Consider the following 17,345-nt stretch of genomic DNA (forward strand, 5'->3'; position numbering starts at 1 on the left):
AAATGACTCCCTACTAGGCGTTGGTATTCAATCTGTAAATCATATATCGTACTTTCCAGTAAATACAAGGGCACACGGCGGATTTTTAAGGTATAATTGAGTAAGTGATATTTTATGATTTTCGAGGGAGTTTCTATATTTTATGTTTTATGATTCAGACATTAATGCACACCACAACTATTTACAGCTTGCATTTCATCATATCTCGGACATGGTTTTTTTGATACATAGAGATGAAAACGGCCGGTTCCGATACAGTACAGCCAACCATAAAGCGGTGGAGATGTTTTCTTTTCCCGATAACTTCCAAGGTAGAGAGATTTCTGAGATTATGCCACATTCCTCTGCCTGCATTATTCAGAAAAAATACCAGGAAGCGATGGAACAGCAGCAGACCATTACTTATCAATCCAGAATAGAAACTCCCTCCGGGGATAGCGGAGAATCCCCGCGCACCTTAGATGTGGAATCCAAAGTAACACCTATCATCGATGAGTGCGGCCGTTGTGACTACTTGATCGCGGTCACAAGAGATGTCACCTCCTGGGTGGAACAAAACAAACAATTTAAACAGGCATTACAGCAGGTGGAACTGATGTTCAATCACACTGCAGATGCCGTGTTTATGTTTGACAAGGACGCCCGCTACACCAAAGTGAATCAAGGGTTTACAAATATTCTCGGCTGGACAGAAGAGGAACTGCTGCGGGATTCATCGATCAGCATTCTTCCGGCAGAAGATTCCGGCTTTCCGAGCATCTGGCATCAATTGCAGCAGGGGCATGTCATCGAAAACCATTATGACAGAAGAATTGCCAAAAGCGGACGTATCGTCAATGTTCTGGCCTCGTATTCACCGGTAATGGAAGATGGGAAGATGACAGGCGGGGTCGCAATGTACAAGGATATTACGGAATTAAAACAGGTGGAAAACCGCCTCCGGGAAAGTGAAGAAAAGTACAGGGCCATCGTCAATCATACGAACGATTTAATACGTGTTCTGGATGCTGAAGGATTTGTGCAGTATGCTTCTCCTTCCCACAAAGACGTGCTCGGTCTCCCATCGGATTTTTTTGTAGGAAAATCTATATTGTCCTTCACCCATCCTGATGATATGGACAAACTCCAGAACACGATTAATGAGATCCTCGAAACCGGGCGCTCGGCTGACATAGAGTACCGCCGCTACCATAAGGCCGGCACCATCATATGGATCGAAGCCCAGTGCACACCTGTCTTAAAGCACAACGGCACCGTCGAACAGATTGTCCTTGTCGCCAGAGACGTGTCCAACCGCAAGAGCAGGGAAGAAAAACTGAGGTCCATGGCAATGTATGATGACTTAACCGGACTCCCCAACCGCCGCTTTTTTTACCAGGAACTCGAACAGACCGTCAAAGTAACACAACGTTATATAAGCAGTTATAAAAGCCGTCCTGCGCTGCTCACTCTCGATTGTGACAACTTTAAAGCCATTAATGATACACACGGCCATGATATCGGTGACAAAGTCATCAAACGTTTTGCTGAAAGAGTGCAGCAGTGTCTCCGGGACGCCGATTTATTTTCACGGGTCGGCGGCGATGAGTTCCTTATCCTTCTGCCTAATGCCGAAAAGGAGGCGGATGTCACTATGATTGCCAGACGCATACTTCATGCCTTGGAAGAACCTTTGCCTATAGAAAACAACCTATTAACCTTGACAACCAGCATAGGCGCTGCTTTCTATAAAAAAGAAAACAGCGTGGAGCAATGGGTAAGAGAGTCCGACAAAGCACTGTATAAAGCGAAAACAAGTGGTGAAGATTCGTTTAGATTTTATTAATTTCTTAATGATTGTTCATAACCGGGATAAAGAAGAGTATGCAACACTTGATAAGGCCCGGCACATATAGATCAAATACCGGACGGCACGCGGGAGGTCTATGTCCTGACAGACAGCTGGTGTGCTTGCACCTCCTTGATGGCCTAAAGAGATATGCAAGCTCCAAAGTAAAATATTCATTCTATTGGATATTCCTATTAGTTATTATGCAACTTCAGAGTTAAATAGTAACTAACTGTACCTTAGAGTTATAGATATAGAACGAAACTCCAATCACATGATAACCCATAATTACCGCCATCAGGAAGTCCTTTAACAAAACTAATGATTAAAGCATGCGTTTCTACATCGATTCTCCTTCGTTTTCCGTTTTCTCTATCAATCCGCGCCTGCCCCGCATCATCTCCGCTGGTACATAAAAAACCGAACCCCTTAAAACGAGGTCCGGTGTGGGTGCACCCTGTTAGAGCTGTTTTTCTTTCAGTATGGCCGGGATACCGGAAAACTCATCGACGAGTTCATCGGCAATGGAGACTTCTTCTTCACTGCCAAAGCCGAAGCGGCAGCCGATGACAGGCAGCCCGTTTTCCTTTCCGGCTTCGATATCGGAGGCGCGGTCGCCGATCATAACCGCGTCTCTGCCCGCGTCATCGAGGATGAGGCGCACGAGATTGATTTTGCTGACGGCCTGGTACTGCTGCACGGAATAGATGCCTTCAAACAAATCCGTGAGCCCTTCCCGTTCAATGGCCGACGGGACGTATTCGGCGTTGCCGTTGCTTGCGACATACAGGCGGTACCCTTCGTCTTTCAGCTGCCGCAGCGTTTCCGGCACCCCTTCGTACAGGCTGCCTTCCCCGTTATCCATCTCATGCAGTATGAAACGGTCGAGCACGGGCTCCAGCATCTCCAGCGTCTCCGCCGATGCTTCCGGAAGCAGCCACTGGAATGCGTCGTAAAACGGAAGACCGATTACAGCGACCCGGTCTGCTTCCGTCCAGCCTTTATGTTCGTGGAGATTTTGTTCCACCGCGTACTGCAGGGTGTTATCAATCGCTTGGTTCAGCAGCTGCCTGCTGTCAAACAGTGTCCCATCCATGTCAAAAATCAAAACGTCTCTCATGTACGCGCCACCCCTCTTCCTTTTACCTCCATTTTATCATACTTTCTCTCAAAAAGAATTCCCTAAGGAAAGACTTTTATTACAGTTTGCCTGAATATCATCGGCCGGGGTGCTGTGTTATCATGAATTCCAGCCTATGTTGATAAAGGAGGATTATATATGACACAGACCATTCAGGAATTGGAACAGTTTCAGTCGACGATTGCATCTTCGGACAACGTCATCATTAAATTTACAGCCGGATGGTGCCCCGACTGCCATAGAATGGATGCTTTCTTCCCCGAGGTGGAAGAGGAATTTGAACAGCTTCCTGTTTACGAAATCAACCGCGATAACTTCCAGGAGCTCGCCGAACAATATGAAGTAATGGGCATTCCGAGCCTGCTCGTATTCAAGGACGGAGAGAAAATCGGCCATCTCCACAGCGCCGACGCCAAAACTCCGGAACAGACCACCGAATTCCTCTCCAGCTACTTCAGCTGAACGTACACGCCCCGGTATCCCTCCCGAAGGAGATACCGGGCTTTTTTTGATGTCGTCTTTCTTTCCATAACAAGATGTATTACGATTTTCTTAAGAGTTTAGACGAAGGAGCGGACAGTCATGGATAGAATTGCGGTTTTTGATATCGGAACGACGGAGGTAAAAGGGGTATTGATGCGAAAAGACGGCGCGGTTGACACTGAGCGGAGCATTCCGGTGACCACCCGGGAACTGGAGGACGGGCGCATCGAGCAGAACCCGGAGGAATGGTGGACCGGGGTGAAACTCATTGCCGACGATTGGTTCCGCCGGCTTGAATTTTCGCCGGAGACGATTCAGATGGTGACGCTGACCGGGCAGATGGAAGATGTTATCTTGATCGGCGCGGACGGAACAGCGGACCGCGCGATACTGTACTCCGATATGCGCGCCGGGGAAGAAGCGGCCTGGATCCGGGAGCAACTGCCGGAGCTTGCAGGCATTACTTCCAATGCCGCCGCGGCTTCCACCCCCGCTGCCAAACTGCGCCAGCTCGCCCTGCAGGACGAAACGGCGGCGGCTGTCGTGTTCAGCGCCAAAGACTACATTATCTATAAACTGACCGGAGCTGTCTGCACCGATACCGTAACAGCTGCCACGACAGGACTTATGGATATCAGACGCAAAGCGTGGCACCCGAATGTACTGGAAGCGCTCGGAGCGGACCGTTTCCCTCTGCCCCAGCTGCACGAACCCGAGGATACGGCGGGTGTCGTCACAGACGGGATGCCGGCGGGATTCGCCTCCGGAACCCCTGTCCTCTGCGGCGCCGGAGATGCCGGAGCCGCTACGATGGGAGCGGCGGCTGTTCAGGAACGCGACAGCTATTTTTATATCGGCACGACCGGATGGACCGCGGTGCCCGTGCAGAAGCCAGACGCAGCGCCGGACGGCGTTTTTACCCTGCCCCACCTCATACCGGACCGCTATATTGCCATCGCTCCGCTCCTGAACGCCGGAAGCGTGTACGACTGGGCTAAACAGATCTATATGCCGGATGCCTCGTACGATGCCTTTAATGAAGCCATCGCAGCCGCCCGGCCCGGCGCAGGCGGTGCGCTGTTTCTGCCATACCTGCACGGTGAGCGGTTTCCGGTACAGGACTCCGGCCTATCCGGCACCTATTACAACCTCCGGCCGGATACGACGAGAGAAGATATGATGCGCGCTGTCGTGGAGGGGCTCACGTTCTCCCTCCGCTATATCGCCGAGTCCCTCACCGGTGGTGTCCCCGGCAGTATCACCCTGATCGGCGGCGGCACCCGCAGCAGCGCATGGTGCCGGATTCTTGCCGATATTACCGGGCGGAAGGTGCGCGTTCCGGAAGAGAGCGGCTACCTGACCGCCCTCGGCACGGCCGCCACTGCTTTTTGCTCCCTCGGCTGGTCGAGTGGATACGAAGCGTTCGCCGACGACCACCTGCATCCGCGGGCGGCTGCGGTGTATGAACCGGACCCGGACGTACGCGCACTCTATGATGAGGCGTACGCCGTATTTCTCGAGACCTCCCCTGCCGTGCGGAACCAGGAGTGAAAAGCTGCAGGTCATTCAACTTTCTTTCTTAAACGAGCGCATGCTCAGCAGCGTAATCGTTAGTAAAATGACAAGCATACCAACGACCTGCACCGGGCTGAGGAGCTGTCCGAGAATGAGGTATCCAAACAGGGAGGCGGTGATCGGCTCCATCATAGCGACAAGCGAGGCATTCGTCGGCGACGTCCGCCGGATGCCGAACGTGTATAAGATGAAGGAAAGGCCGGCGCCGCATAACCCGAGCAGAATAAACCAGAAGATATCCCCGGACAACGGCACAGCAAGCAGAGCGCTGCGGTCCGTAAAGAAAAACAACACCACACTCAGCGTCAAAAAAGCGATAGGTAAAACAATTTGGGGACTTCTGTAGTTGGTCGCATTTTTAAATCCAAAAATAAACAGCGAATAGGACAGGCCGGCCATCACACCTGTTACAAGACCCGCCACACTTATACTTTCCGCGCCGATGTTATACACCTTCGTTAATAAAACAATACCTCCAATCACAATAATCACTGCCGTCATCGTGGAAAAGGTAAATCGTTCGAGGCCGAATAAAAAGGAAATAATAAAAACGAAAACCGGGGCTGTATACATGAGGGTGACGGCGACAGCCACGCTCGATTGTTCAATACTAAGGGCGTAAAACGTGAAATTGCCGGCTACCCCGATGCCGGCCGCTGCCGCCCATATGATAAGCTTCGCGTTCACGCGGCGGTTTTTTTCGCGTCGTACGATATACCAGAAAAAGAAACAAAGAAAGCCGATGAATCCCCGGTAAAACGAAATAACGAGAGGATCCCAGCCCTTGTTCATCAAAATATCGGAGAGACCTCCGGAGATCCCCCACAACACAGCCGCTGACGCGATTAATAGAATACCTGCCATACCATGTCTCCTTTATTATCTTTCTTTTTTCTATCTTTCAATCGGCGCAGACTACTGCTTTTCCTCCGTCTTAAGCCGGGCGTAGTAGCGTCTTGCTTTAGCACGATTTCCACAGATGTCGGGGGAGCACCAGCGTCTGCTTTTGTTTTTCGTGACGTCGAGAAAGAGCCAGTCACAATACTGATTCTGACACTGCTTGATCCGGGCTCCCTTGCCTTCGGTCAACACCGCTTGAAAATGATGCAGAATCGGCCACAGCAGGGCGTCCGGGTCCGGTTGGTCCGTATCATACGTCTGCTTAAACACCCCGGGGTCGGTCTGCGTCAGAATAAGGTGTTCGTTCGCTTTTTTCAATTCTTCATTCAGAAGATCCAAGCTTTCTGTATCTTTTTTGCCTGCTATGGCTCTCGTGCACACATCATACATCGCCTCTCTCACCGTAAGCACCCGCTGCAGTGCCTGGTCGTGTTCCCCGTCGTCCCGGGGAACCTTTTTGTGATCAGGCCATCTCTCCGTAAGTCCCACATACGCGGCCCAGTCCAGAAAATCATCGTAACGCTGCAGCCATTCCTGCTGATTCGCTGCTCCTTTACGGTTCGACGTATTCACAAAATCGAGGCTGAGATCCCCTCCCCGCCGTCTTAAATGTTCCATATAATACGTGGAATCGGTCATCGTCTTCTCCTTTCTTTCTAACGGTCTAAATCGAAAATAAGGGTAAAAATAATTACTGTCAATATGAAATATAGGATGAGGACCTTCCACTTGGACCGAAGCTGTCTTAGGTTACCATGAAAAGAAGACAGGGGAATGAAAGCGCCTTCTATTATGTTATGATTTACTAAAATGAAAGCCGGGGGAATGGGTCTGATGAGTAAGAAAGAAGCTACATTAACTAAGCTTCACCAGCAGATACGAACGAATAAACAGCTTATCGGTGTCGCCGCCGGTTCCGGTCTGACCGCCAAAAATGTTGAAAAAGGCGGCGCCGATTTTCTGCTGGCGTTAAGTTCCGGACGTTTCCGCCAGATGGGGGTCAGCTCCCTCGCCGGATTTCTGGCGTATGCCAACAGCAATGACGTCGTGATGCATTTCGCATCCACGGAGCTTCTCCCCATCGCCCGGGACATTCCTATCTGTTTCGGCCTGTGTGCCACCGACCCAACCATTGACCTTGAGGATTATATCGAGCGGATTAAACAAACCGGCTTTTCCGGTGTGAATAATTTCCCGAGTGTCGGGCATATCGACGGTGTATTCGGCGAAGCCCTGGAAGAACGCGGTATTACGTTTGATAAAGAAATTGAAGCGATACGGATCGCAAGTGAAAAAGAGCTGTTCACGGTGGCGTTTGTTTTCAATGAAACCCAGGCGGTGGACATGGCGCGCGCCGGAGCTGACGTGATATGTGTGCATCTGGGACTGACAGAGGGCGGCGCGTTAGGCTCGAAAAAGATCCTCTCGCTCCAGTCCGCCAAGCAGAAAGCCCTCCGCATCTTCGAGTCCTGCACACGCGTAAATCCAAACGTAATCCAAATGATTTACGGCGGACCTGTGAATAAACCGATCGACGTCCAGTTTATGTATGACGGAACAAACATTACGGGATACATTGGCGGATCGGTATTCGAGCGGATTCCGACCGAACAGACTTTCACGATGATTACGGAATCTTTCAAACAGACGAGCGATTTTCAGTACGAAGAGCTCATTCAGAAAATCATGAACGGCATGGGCAGCCGGGCGGAATACGTCAGTTTTGTCAAAACGTATATCCGGTCGTATTACATGTACGACATTACGATGCAGGAACTCGCGCAGATGCTGAACGTCACCCGCCCTCATTTAAGCAGCCTGTTCAAGCAGGAAATGGGACTGCCGTTCAAGCAGTATTTGATTGAATTCCGCATCAGCCGGGCGAAAGAAATCATCCAGACCGATAACCTCCCGCTTCACGCCGTCGCCGAAATGACAGGGTATCAAGACTATTTTCATTTCAGCAAAATCTTCAAAAAATACACCGGGATGTCCCCTGCTCAGTTTCAACACCTTACGTAACGACAAAAGAACCATACAAAACAACATTATAATACCAAAAAGAAAGCGTTATCATGTAGTTAAGCATCCATGGTAATGCTTTTATTTTTCCAACCCCGGGTTGCAGAAAGGAGAGAACGATTTGAAAACAATTGCGGTAGCGGGGACATTTGATTCAAAGGGACAGGAATTTCTCTATGTGAAAGAACAGATCGAGTCGGCCGGGTTCGACACGCTGATGATTCATACGGGGGCGTTTGAGCCGATGTTCATCCCTGACATTTCAAACGCCGACATTGTGGCGGCCGCCGGTGAAGATATCCACGAGGTCACAGCAAAGCAGGACCGGGACTATGCGACAGAATATTTGTCCAAAGGCATGCAGACCTTTCTGCCTCAACTTTACGAAGAGGGCCGGTTTGACGGTATTATTTCGCTCGGCGGATCCGGTGGAACGTCGATTGTAACAAGCGGGATGCAGGAGCTGCCAATCGGCGTGCCAAAGGTAATGGTATCCACGGTCGCCTCAGGTAACACCGAGCCGTACGTTGGAATCAGCAACATTATGATGATTCCGTCGATTGTGGATGTCGCGGGACTGAATGTCATTTCCAAAAAAGTATTCTCCAACGCAGCCGCAGCAGTCACGGGTATGGTGTCATCGGAAACCGCTTCGTCCGAAAAAAATAAACCGCTGATCGCCGCGACAATGTTCGGTGTCACCACCCCTTGCATCAATCATGCGAAATCCGTTCTCGAAGATTATGGATATGAAGTATTAATCTTTCACGCGACCGGCATCGGAGGCCGGACGATGGAGCATTTAATTGCAAACGGATTCATCGACGGCGTGTTCGATGTAACGACGACGGAATGGGCGGATGAACATGTCGGAGGTATTCTCGCGGCCGGTCCGAATCGGCTGGACGCCGCCGCTGCCCGCGGAATACCACAGGTGGTGTCAGCCGGGGCACTGGATATGGTGAACTTCGGACCGTACGACACCGTGCCGGAACAATTCGCGGGACGCACCTTTTATAAACACAACCCGACCACGACGTTAATGCGGACGAATGTACAGGAAAATAAAGATATCGGAAAAATCATTGCCGGGAAACTGAACCAGGCGCAGCAGGCGACGACCTTCATGCTTCCGACTCTCGGTATATCTAGCATTGATGTTCCTGGACAGCCGTTTCACGGAAGCGAAGAAGACGCGGTGCTGTTTTCCACCTTACGAGAGCACGTCGATACCAACCACGTCGAATGGATCGAAATGGACACAGACATTAACAGTGAATCGTTCGCAACAGCCGCGGCCGAAACATTACACAACCATATGGAAAAGGCTAAAGGAGAGAAAGAACATGCTGACACGAAATGAGATTATGAGACGTTTTCACGAGGAATTGAACCAGGGCCGTATTCTTCTCGGTGTAGGCGCCGGTACCGGCATGACCGCCAAAAGCAGTGAAAACGGCGGGGCCGATATGCTGATCGTGTATAACTCCGGCCGGTACAGAATGGCCGGAAGGGGATCGCTTGCCGGCGTTCTCGCTTACGGCGACGCCAACCAGATTGTGATGGAGATGGGAAATGAAGTCCTCCCTGTTGTGAAGGATACTCCGGTACTTGCCGGGGTAAATGGAACGGATCCGTTTAAAGTAATGCCTTCTTTTTTGAAACAGTTGAAAGATCAGGGCTTCAACGGCGTGCAGAACTTCCCCACCGTCGGACTGATTGACGGAAACTTCCGCGCCAATCTGGAAGAAACCGGGATGGGATATAACCTCGAAGTCGATATGATAAGACAAGCGCATGAACTGGACCTTCTGACGACACCTTACGTGTTTGACGAAACACAGGCCCGCCAGATGGCAGAAGCCGGCGCCGACATTCTTGTCGCGCACATGGGGCTCACGACAAAAGGAACCATCGGCGCCCAAACCGCGTTGTCCCTCGATGACTGCGTAGAACGAATCAAAGGCATTATAGAAGCGGGCCGAGCGGTTAACCCCGACATTCTTGTCATCTGCCACGGCGGCCCGATCGCAGAACCCGAAGACGCTTCCTATGTCATTTCCCAGGTGGACGGGATCGCCGGATTCTTCGGCGCATCGAGTATTGAGCGGTTTGCCGCCGAAACAGGCATTAAAGACCAGGCACAGGCATTTAAGGGCATCAGCACCTGACACCGCTGTTTCCTTAGGGCGGCCGGTATGTCCATCCAGAAACCGCCGCCCTGTTATTAAAATTTGAAGGAGGAACGAATCCATGAAATTCAGTACATCGATTGGAATCAGTGTAGGCATACTGGCTGGATTATGGACGATCGGAAGCAGTTTAGCAGGACTTATCACGTACGCCGGCTTTCTCTCCTGGGCGACTTATTACGCGGCCGGAGGCAAGGCGGAAGGACTCAAAACAACGTTAATACTGAATTTAAGCGGAGTGATCTGGGGTGCCATCATCGTTGGCATATCCGGTCTGCTGGGCCCTGTCATCGGGTCGACCGCCGGACTCGGCGCAGGCGTTGCCGTCGGTGCAGCCGGGATGTGCTGGCAGGGGAAAATATCGTGGCTCGGCTTCATCCCGGGTGCCTTTGTCGGCTGCTCAACGTACTTTGCCGCGGGCTTTGACTTCACCGGCTCCATCATCGGCCTTGTCTTCGGCGCCGTGCTCGCCTACTTCTCCGAACAAGGTGGTCATCTGCTGGAAAAGAAAGAAGATAAAAGTACCGTGCATACAACCGCGAACGAAGCTTAAAGAGACTTGGCGGGAAAAACCTGAGCGAAGCAGGCGGTGTCGTTCAGGTTTTTGCTGCTGACCTGTTTGCGGCAGAATAAAAGTACATAACTCAGCAGCCTGAAAATACACAACAGCCGATATTAAAAAGCCTTGCCAGTCATCTCAAATTCTATGAACCCCCTCCATGTAAAGACCAATAAACATAGGAAGGAATGAAAGATTGCCGGCAGTGGCTTAAGTAGAACATATCCATTTTCTGCGGGATGATGAAGGAATACCCGCTTCATGCTTCAGCCAAACATGCAGGTATTAATTGGCGAACGGCGGGAAAGTATGCGGACCAGGAGGACTGGGGTCGTGAGGTCAAGCAACATATAAAGAAATTTTCAACCCCGGACCCTGTTTGAATATTATCGAAGCATGGCTGATCGAAGACACGCCCCGAAAACGGAAACAGCACTATACACCTATCAGCGTAGGGGAGCCGCAGTCTCAAACGAGGAGCAAACAATCAAAGAAATATAGTCAACCTGGTTAGATGCGATCCGAACCCGCTTCCTACCTGCCGAGGATTTGCAGTTGCTGGATAAACTCATCCAAGTACGCACGGCTGTTTATTATCCAAATATAGGAAGCGTTTCGTTGGACTCCGCCCTTCCTGCCCGCTTTCACCCTCCGGGCACAAGAGCGACATCTGCTCGAACTCCCTTCGGTCGTTCTCCCAGTGTCTCCTTAGCCGCAGGGCGTCGCCTCAGCTGCATACCTGAAGGAAGATCGGCTAAGTCCGGCACCTTCTGGCGGGCGCCGATCTGACTCACAACGCACGAGCCTCCGGTGATCTTCGGCTAACGCTTCTCCCTCTGGAGCCTGAGCAAACGGCTCCGTCCAACGAAAAAGAAAGGGGAATACATGCTTTGATCACAGATGCCCCCTCCTCATAGAACCCTTTCCTATTCCTTTATATGGTAAATCAACAAGCGTGCCAAGTACGGTTTAGTCAGCATGTGATGCCGAGAAAAGACTTTCTCACCCATGTAAAAAACCTTGGATTGCAATAATAAATGCAACAACAACCGGAATTCCATTAATTATAATTATATAATGCTGGTCCATTCTGTTCATAGAATGTCAAACTTCTTTATTCTGTCAACTTTATGGATTCGGAGAATAATTTTCATCATAACGATAAACCATATTATGAAGAGGAACATATTCTTTTTGATCGCTGTTATTTTTTAATATTAATAGCGGTCTAATTTCTAAATTTTTGTTTTTATTTGGCATATCAATTGTCCAATCTACTTTAACTTGAACACTTTCGCTAGGTTCTATTTTGTATTCATCATCTACTGAATACTTATTTCCCTTGTTATCTAAGATAGTTATATCGCTGGTTGCATATGAAATATCAGGGTGGTTTGCTAGAATATTTTTAATCTCTACAGATTTCTTCGAAGTATTTTTAAACTGAAATTGTATTGGTTCTGATTGGAAATTAACCCCTCCTCCCTGCATGAGGGCAGTAGCATCAGACTTTGAACTTCCGATATTTTCTATCTCAATATTTTTTAAATTGAACTTTAAAGACGCTTCAGATAGATCCATTTCCAAGCTTTTCACATCTGTTTCTCCCTCATTTAAACCATTAAAATAAAAAAGGAAGGCACCTCGTTGAACATTAGGATTATCAGACGGATTCTCACCTATCTCCATACTGTCCATTTCTACAACAGAATTATTATTGTTATAATTTAAATTAACATCTTCAATATTCTCCGGATTAAAATCACTCTCTGTGGGATAAGAAAATGGAATATTTACAACAAAACGATCCCCCGACAACGTATAATACTTACTTTGGTTCTCCATTACATCTATATCCATATTTTCGGAATTGTTACTCATACATCCCGTTAAAAAGCACAAAACAATAAGAATTTTAAACTTCACAAATCTCAATAAAATCACCCACTAGCAGCATTCCATAGGATTTTAAATAATTTTACGTAAAACAAAGCTGGTCTAAGTATAATGACCAGCTTTGTTTTACAGGGATTAGAAAAGTCTTAATATTATATTATACTTCATCTAACCACCATGTAACATGGCCCGTAGGTCTATTTACAGATGCTGTTTCATTAGGTAGAAAGGTTCTTTGCCATTCCCCATTCACAGACCAAAGCGATGCACTTGCGGACAACTGAAATTCAGTATTCGGAGGGACGTCTATCGTGGTTGAATATGATTCTTTAGCGGTATTAGAGGTTTCATATCCTAACGAAGCTTCAAACGCATCTTTATATCCAGCGCTAACTTCTGCACTATAAGTGGTTGATTTCTCATATTCTTCAGTAAAGTTATGAGTTGCTGTCTCACTAGTATTGTTATTGAAGGTACTAATTGCTTCTTTTATACTACATGCCCCACCCTTACTGCTAACTGCAAAACTACTCAGTGTACCAACTTCATCAGAATTTTGCTCAGCTTGATATCCGTTCTCTTTGATATCTGAATCATTGTATTCATAATCTTCTATCCAATTAATTTCGTCTTCATTCGTGCTTACTTCTTGAGTATTAATAGAAGCAGTCCCTGAACCACAATAGTCATCAGTGTGTCCGTCTGCAAAAGATGAATTTGGCAGAATCAAAAAAGAACAACTCAAAGCACCGACAGAAAAAAATCCAAACAATTTTTTAAACATTTAAAACACTCCCCCTACAAAATAGAATGACTAAATATTCTTTTTAAACCCTAACGTAACATTATATATTTTTGAACAAATATATAAAATTTTTATGCCTGAATCCATGGTACGTTCTTTCGACATCCCCCCAAACCTTGATAAAATAGGCGCTATTATACGATTCATCTTGTTCGATGAATGCACCCGGAAGGTGAAAAAATAAAACGTCGATTTGATATCCAATGAACGGATAATTATCTTATATCTGCCCAAGGGCTTTTCTTAATAGGATATCTCCTTCAAACTTACATAAACGCCTCCATTCCTTATCCATGCCCGGCTTAACATCGTCTCCCGCCATTCCACATGGCGATGTGGTTTATAGCTATCTTGGGCTTCTCTCTCAAGGGAAAAATGTTTTTGACTGGATTGAAGAATCCTGTGGTGATGTCTTTTTCCAACAATCCCTCGGTCTTCAAGGAGTCCCGTCTTCCCCGACATTGCGGCAGCGTTTTATTCAGCTGGCGCGGCATCCGGAAAACCTCCTGATGATATCACCCGGTTCTTAAAACAACGGTCGTCTTCGCTTACTCCGACGGTTGTATCAACCGATACAACGCAGAAGGCGGACGATATGTCTCTTATTCCTCTCGATGTGGACCATTCGGGATAACGATGGCTTGTACTATCCTTTTATCTGTTGCATTTCATTTTACAATCAAGCTTTCAAATTTAACTAAGATTAGAACTTATAAATCTACTGTGCTTTCACCGAGCATTTATCAAACATTATAACTAATTTTATCTACCTCCTATAATTAACACTTTAAACAAGTCAACCCATCAATTTATGCTACGTGTATTAGAACATAAATTATCAAACATTTTAAAGACTTTCTTCAAAAAAAAGCATTATTCGACAGAATTTGCAATTTATAATTTTGCTTATCGATACTGTTCTCTTGTTTTATATACCACCTGAATCCGTGATAAAAGGGGCTATTGTTTGAGGAAGGATTTGCTTTAACTCCATAACTCGTTTCTACTTCAGGAATACGCTGGAGGCAAAGAGGCATCCGTTGCAGGCGGACGTTTTCTTCACTCCAGAGCACAAGAGCGGGCATCGGTTCGCCGGGGCTCACCGTGTCTTCTTTGCCGCGGGCAGCGCCTGCGTTTGATAGGATCTTCGGCTGCTGCTTCGATGAACAGGATGTTCCAGTGTCGGCATCCGCCACTGGACGTGACTGCTTTTAGCCGATGAACCTTCAAATGTCGCCGCCTTCCGTTCCGGCCTTCATTTTCTTCTCTTTAGAAAAGGGTGCTCTTGCAGCAACACAAAGAAACCTACAGGGATTCTATAGGTTGGCTGACTGGTAGGACAGGCTGAAGTAAAAGAGGGCGCGTTACCTTTTTATGTAGGAGTATACCGATGGAATAAAACGGATAAAACAGTTTTTCCAGGGGGACCGCGAAATAGGGAAAGACGGCGGCCTCGTGCATGGTGAACCATGCGTGCAGCGAACAAAATCATATGCTGGATCACCGTTTTTAAGCGCTGGCGGAAAACGTTTTTCGAAACAGGAAGATCGTTACCACTCTGTACATCCTGACCAATAGAACGAAGGAGATTGTAAGCCAGAGATCCAAGAGCCAGCACCAGTTCATTCGTAGCGAACGTTCCCGAGGGAAACCTTTCTAAATCTACATCGGTTTTCAATTCACTGTGACATTGTTCGTAGGTTCCATGCTGTTTATAAAGATGGATAATAGTTTCGGCCGGCAATCCAGCGATGTCCAGAAACTCTGGAAATCAATATCCGGAAAACGGCATAATGAATAAAGGAAGCAGCTGAAGTTAATAGTTGAACAATTTTATTATTTTCCATTCAATGGCTTTCCTATAACGAAGTGACCCTCTCCAACAATAGACAAGAAAGAAAGTCTCGACGATACGCTGCAGTGAATTGTAGCCGATGAGAACCGAACTGTATGTGCTTGAAAAGGGAAGTGTTTTACAAAGCAGCGGATCGTGCAAAACAGAAATTCCGAACGATTCACGAAAGAGTCGCATGGGTTTGGTGTACGGAGCTGCGTTCTCCCGGATGCAGTGGATGAGGGACGGTATACAAATGAACACCGGGAGCAAGCATACAGTTGTCCCCCATCCGGATCGCGGCGTTATCAAGAAATGTACGATCAAAATTGGCAAAAATCATCTCCAACATGTGTATGACACCCGTACTCAAAGCGGATATTCGGCTCTACGGATATGTTCCCAGCAGTTGATGAAGCGTGCGCGTCTGTTTCTTTTTTTCATCCGGCCTAGAGTGATTGTATGTGATGACAAGCTGCCGGACTTTTTTCCATTCCCTCACCAGCTCCGGGTCCTCCGGATCGTACATGGCCGATATCATGTTCTCTTTTTCTGTTAGCATAAAAGCCTCCCAACGTTTGTCATCATTTTGTCTTAGCACAAATCTTTATCCCCGCCTATATTCCATCTTCGGACCTATGTTTAATAAGAAAAAGGACGGGGAAGATAACAATTATACCTATATAAGAAAGGTTGGTAATAGATATGGGACGTTTACAGGATATGAAAGCGTTAATCACAGGTGGAAGCGGCGGCATCGGTAAAAAGACCGCCGAATTTTTCCTGAAAGAAGGAGCCGATGTCGCGCTGGTGGACATGAATGAAGAGGCACTCCAACAGGCAAAAGACGAGCTGAAAGAATTCGGCGATGTGCTGGCCGTCACCGCCGATGTGACGAATGAAAATGAAGTCGTGCATTATGTCCAGAAAACCATCGATTCCTTCGGACGCATCGATATATTCTTCAATAACGCCGGCATCGAAGGCAAAGTCGCACCTATTACGGAACAGTCGGTCGAAGATTTTGATAAAGTCATGGGCGTCAACGTACGGGGCGTATTCCTCGGGTTAAAACACGTCCTGCCGCACATGAACAAGCAGGAAAGCGGCAGCATCATCAACATGTCCTCGGTCGCGGGACTCATGGGTTCCCCCGGCGTAGCACCTTACGTCACCTCTAAACACGGTGTCATCGGGCTGACTAAGACAGCTGCTCTGGAAGGCGCGCCTTATAATATCCGCGTCAACTCCGTCCATCCGTCTCCAGTGAATACCCGCATGATGCGTTCGCTGGAACAAGGCATGAATCCGGAAAACGCGGAAGCGGCCAAAGAAGAACAGACCGAAGCGATTCCGCTCCACCGTTACGGCGAAAGCCAGGATATCGCCAACCTCGTTCTCTTTCTAGCATCCGACGAAAGCAAATTTATCAGCGGCAGCCAGTACCGCGTCGACGGCGGCATGGCAGCCACCTAATCGACAAACCCCGATGCAGTTTTGTGCTGCATCGGGGTTTTTTCTGTAGGATTCCGGGGAGTTCTGCATCGATAGCGGGGATTTCTCGATTGATTCTCCCCATTTCTCAATCGATTCTCCGCATTTCCCGATCGCTCTCCCACTTTTCTGCTTCGATTATCAAAACTGCGGCATCGGGGTTTTTTCTATATAACCCCAGAGCGTTCTGCATCGCTTCCGCGTATTTCTCCATCAATTCTCCGGATTTCTCGATCGATGCTGTTATTTCTGCATCAATTCCCGGGCGATTTCTGTTTTTCTCGATTGTTTCTCCTGATTTCTTGATCAATTCTCCGCTTTTCCCGATCGCTCCCCCACTTTTCTGCTTCGATTATCAAAACTGCGGCATCGGGGTTTTTTCTATATAACCCCAGAGCGTTCTGCATCGCTTCCGCGTATTTCTCCATCAATTCTCCGGATTTCTCGATCGATGCTGTTATTTCTGCATCAATTTCCGGGCGATTTCTAATTTTCTCGATCAACTCTCCGCATTTCTCGATCGTTCCACCACTTTTCTGCTTCGATTCTCAAAACTGCGGCATCAGTTCACGCAATACATTCGGCTATTTACAAGAAACGCTTTTGTGTTATACTT

General features: G+C 47.9%; 19 protein-coding genes. 8 read left to right on the top strand and 11 right to left on the bottom strand.

The window, feature by feature from the left end:
- Positions 1 to 142: 142 nt before the first annotated feature.
- Positions 143 to 1,825, top strand: a complete 1,683-nt coding sequence (locus ACFSUB_RS13990; RefSeq protein WP_380713880.1) for a PAS domain S-box protein — start codon at positions 143 to 145, stop codon at positions 1,823 to 1,825.
- 463 nt (positions 1,826 to 2,288) lie between these two features.
- Here ACFSUB_RS13990 and ACFSUB_RS13995 read toward each other — a convergent pair whose 3' ends face one another.
- Positions 2,289 to 2,948 (bottom strand): HAD family hydrolase, encoded by a 660-nt coding sequence (locus ACFSUB_RS13995; RefSeq protein ID WP_380713881.1) that lies wholly within the window; start codon positions 2,946 to 2,948, stop codon positions 2,289 to 2,291.
- Between the two features lie 159 nt (positions 2,949 to 3,107).
- Here ACFSUB_RS13995 and ACFSUB_RS14000 point away from each other — a divergent pair, with 159 nt between their 5' ends.
- Together ACFSUB_RS14000 and ACFSUB_RS14005 are read left to right on the top strand one after the other, a co-directional pair.
- Entirely contained in the window at positions 3,108 to 3,431 is a 324-nt protein-coding gene (locus ACFSUB_RS14000) for a thioredoxin family protein (protein WP_380713882.1), read from the top strand.
- A gap of 120 nt (positions 3,432 to 3,551) precedes the next feature.
- Positions 3,552 to 5,003, top strand: coding sequence for a xylulokinase (locus tag ACFSUB_RS14005; RefSeq protein WP_380713883.1), 1,452 nt, complete (start codon positions 3,552 to 3,554; stop codon positions 5,001 to 5,003).
- A gap of 15 nt (positions 5,004 to 5,018) precedes the next feature.
- Here the strand turns inward: ACFSUB_RS14005 and ACFSUB_RS14010 are convergent, their stop codons facing one another.
- Positions 5,019 to 5,891 carry a DMT family transporter gene (locus tag ACFSUB_RS14010; protein ID WP_380713884.1) on the bottom strand — a complete coding sequence of 291 codons (873 nt, stop codon included), beginning with the start codon at positions 5,889 to 5,891 and terminating at the stop codon, positions 5,019 to 5,021.
- Between the two features lie 51 nt (positions 5,892 to 5,942).
- Positions 5,943 to 6,566, bottom strand: a complete 624-nt coding sequence (locus ACFSUB_RS14015) for a CGNR zinc finger domain-containing protein (protein WP_380713885.1) — start codon at positions 6,564 to 6,566, stop codon at positions 5,943 to 5,945.
- Positions 6,567 to 6,761: 195 nt separating this feature from the next.
- On the opposite strand from ACFSUB_RS14015, the gene ACFSUB_RS14020 reads away from it, so the two are divergent.
- From ACFSUB_RS14020 to ACFSUB_RS14035, 4 genes are all read left to right on the top strand, one after another.
- Positions 6,762 to 7,949, top strand: coding sequence for a phosphoenolpyruvate hydrolase family protein (locus ACFSUB_RS14020; RefSeq protein ID WP_380713886.1), 1,188 nt, complete (start codon positions 6,762 to 6,764; stop codon positions 7,947 to 7,949).
- A gap of 121 nt (positions 7,950 to 8,070) precedes the next feature.
- Positions 8,071 to 9,312: a Tm-1-like ATP-binding domain-containing protein gene (locus tag ACFSUB_RS14025; RefSeq protein WP_380713887.1), complete on the top strand. Its 1,242-nt coding sequence runs from the start codon at positions 8,071 to 8,073 to the stop codon at positions 9,310 to 9,312.
- Positions 9,296 to 10,120, top strand: a complete 825-nt coding sequence (locus tag ACFSUB_RS14030) for a phosphoenolpyruvate hydrolase family protein (protein WP_380713888.1) — start codon at positions 9,296 to 9,298, stop codon at positions 10,118 to 10,120. The genes ACFSUB_RS14025 and ACFSUB_RS14030 overlap by 17 nt, the downstream gene beginning before the upstream one ends.
- 82 nt (positions 10,121 to 10,202) lie before the next feature.
- A complete protein-coding gene (locus ACFSUB_RS14035) occupies positions 10,203 to 10,694 on the top strand; it encodes a DUF1097 domain-containing protein (protein ID WP_380713889.1) in 492 nt (163 codons plus the stop codon).
- A 1,134-nt stretch (positions 10,695 to 11,828) separates the two neighbouring features.
- On the opposite strand, the gene ACFSUB_RS14040 is transcribed toward ACFSUB_RS14035, so the two are convergent.
- From ACFSUB_RS14040 to ACFSUB_RS14070, 7 genes are all read right to left on the bottom strand, one after another.
- Positions 11,829 to 12,545, bottom strand: a complete 717-nt coding sequence (locus ACFSUB_RS14040; protein WP_380713890.1) for a hypothetical protein — start codon at positions 12,543 to 12,545, stop codon at positions 11,829 to 11,831.
- 208 nt (positions 12,546 to 12,753) lie between these two features.
- Entirely contained in the window at positions 12,754 to 13,380 is a 627-nt protein-coding gene (locus tag ACFSUB_RS14045; protein ID WP_380713891.1) for a hypothetical protein, read from the bottom strand.
- Between the two features lie 323 nt (positions 13,381 to 13,703).
- Positions 13,704 to 13,895, bottom strand: a complete 192-nt coding sequence (locus ACFSUB_RS14050) for a hypothetical protein (RefSeq protein WP_380714275.1) — start codon at positions 13,893 to 13,895, stop codon at positions 13,704 to 13,706.
- Between the two features lie 366 nt (positions 13,896 to 14,261).
- Complete coding sequence (locus ACFSUB_RS14055; RefSeq protein ID WP_380713892.1) at positions 14,262 to 14,597, bottom strand: hypothetical protein; 336 nt, start codon at positions 14,595 to 14,597, stop codon at positions 14,262 to 14,264.
- A 176-nt stretch (positions 14,598 to 14,773) separates the two neighbouring features.
- Positions 14,774 to 15,145, bottom strand: a complete 372-nt coding sequence (locus ACFSUB_RS14060; RefSeq protein WP_380713893.1) for a transposase — start codon at positions 15,143 to 15,145, stop codon at positions 14,774 to 14,776.
- Positions 15,146 to 15,416: 271 nt separating this feature from the next.
- Positions 15,417 to 15,587, bottom strand: coding sequence for a hypothetical protein (locus tag ACFSUB_RS14065; protein WP_380713894.1), 171 nt, complete (start codon positions 15,585 to 15,587; stop codon positions 15,417 to 15,419).
- A 36-nt stretch (positions 15,588 to 15,623) separates the two neighbouring features.
- Positions 15,624 to 15,797, bottom strand: a complete 174-nt coding sequence (locus ACFSUB_RS14070; protein ID WP_380713895.1) for a maltose acetyltransferase domain-containing protein — start codon at positions 15,795 to 15,797, stop codon at positions 15,624 to 15,626.
- A 143-nt stretch (positions 15,798 to 15,940) separates the two neighbouring features.
- On the opposite strand from ACFSUB_RS14070, the gene ACFSUB_RS14075 reads away from it, so the two are divergent.
- Entirely contained in the window at positions 15,941 to 16,711 is a 771-nt protein-coding gene (locus tag ACFSUB_RS14075) for an SDR family NAD(P)-dependent oxidoreductase (RefSeq protein ID WP_380713896.1), read from the top strand.
- Between the two features lie 106 nt (positions 16,712 to 16,817).
- On the opposite strand, the gene ACFSUB_RS14080 is transcribed toward ACFSUB_RS14075, so the two are convergent.
- Positions 16,818 to 17,039, bottom strand: coding sequence for a hypothetical protein (locus ACFSUB_RS14080; protein ID WP_380713897.1), 222 nt, complete (start codon positions 17,037 to 17,039; stop codon positions 16,818 to 16,820).
- Positions 17,040 to 17,345: the final 306 nt, after the last annotated feature.

It is taken from the genome of Salibacterium lacus (genome assembly GCF_042684865.1).
GTDB classification, from domain to species: Bacteria; Bacillota; Bacilli; order Bacillales; family Marinococcaceae; genus Salibacterium; species Salibacterium lacus.